Origin of the sequence: Herbiconiux daphne (assembly GCF_024979295.1) — a bacterium.
Lineage (GTDB): Bacteria > Actinomycetota > Actinomycetes > Actinomycetales > Microbacteriaceae > Herbiconiux > Herbiconiux daphnes.
The window spans coordinates 1-1,199 of record NZ_JANLCJ010000113.1; the positions used below are offsets into that span (position 1 = coordinate 1).

At 43.0% G+C, this 1,199-nt stretch carries 3 protein-coding genes; all 3 read right to left on the bottom strand.

What is annotated here, in order from left to right; translation table 11 throughout:
• Nucleotides 1–137 precede the first annotated feature (137 nt).
• Nucleotides 138–320, bottom strand: coding sequence for a hypothetical protein (locus N1032_RS23410; protein WP_259542757.1), 183 nt, complete (start codon nt 318–320; stop codon nt 138–140).
• 114 nt (nt 321–434) lie between these two features.
• Complete coding sequence (locus tag N1032_RS23415) at nt 435–827, bottom strand: cell wall hydrolase (RefSeq protein ID WP_259542758.1); 393 nt, start codon at nt 825–827, stop codon at nt 435–437.
• A gap of 13 nt (nt 828–840) precedes the next feature.
• On the bottom strand, nt 841–1,199 hold a 359-nt coding region (locus tag N1032_RS23420; protein WP_259542760.1), incomplete at its 5' end, for a ProQ/FINO family protein.

Below are 1,199 nucleotides of genomic sequence, written 5' to 3' on the forward strand. Positions count from 1 at the left end.
TGAATAAATAGCATCCGTACCATCTTGAGACGTTAGACAAAGGTGGCATTGATTGAGCCAAACCTTCATCTTATTACCACAATGGCGACAGACTTTTAAATCCGTACCATCAAGGTTTGAGTGATCAAATTTAATCATTACTTACTCCCCAACGCACCTTTGCTGCCACGGTCTTTCATCGCGGCATCACGTTTAGCCAGCAGAGAATTAACATTCTTCTTCATGACGTTAACGTCTTTGGGAGAAGCTGCTGAAAGAGCTGCGCTAGGTGGGAAACTTTTGTTCTTATGTGGTTTGATTTTAATCTTCGCCATCATCACACCTCTACAGTAATTGAGACTAAGCTAAATAGCACAGCAAGGCAATCAAGCCAAGCTGGCTACATAGCTTAATAGCAACACTATATATGGTTTTAGTTCCAAATATATGTAACTTTATTTGTGACGATAAGAAAAGTACAGATTACCACACTTTACATCGTATTTATGACCTCTACGGGAATGAAAATAAAATAAATTATTCCCTGTATCATATTCGGGATCTAACACATCCTGAGCAATATCGACTGCTTGATTAAGCATTTCTTTATCGCCATTCCTTGTTCTGATCTTTAGTCTATCGTATTCAGAACTTATGGATTTCCCTCTTAGCAACGGAACCCATGAGAACTGTCCACGCTCTTTAACGACTTCTCCTGCCGTCATTCCTTTATTGTCCATACGATTACGGACAACTTCGGCGACTAGCACCTGGCACTGTCGAGGCTCTCCACGAGCTTCTTTGTACACAGTTACAGCCGTATAAAGTGTATCAACTGATACAGGCATTGGTACCTCCTTTCTAGAGCATACCTCGCCTAATAAAGCTATCATAGCGGCGGTTATAGCTAACCATATCCAACTCACTGATTCGCTCTACACGTTGGCCGTCTACGTCGTGACGCCAACCTGTTAATACAGCAGACCGACAATACTCACGACGAGCACACCAACAAAGCAAGGTACATTCTAATTCATCATCGCCCATGCCGAGGTTTGGTAGGGCAATGAGTTTTTCAAAAACCCCTAATTCCAGGGGCAACGGATTATCCCGATTGAACGCTACAGGGTAGCGCTCCATCAGAATGTGAATGTTCTGTCTGTACTTCGTGTGTACCCAATCACCTGTAGACACTGAGATCAATCTCCGGTATTGCCCCC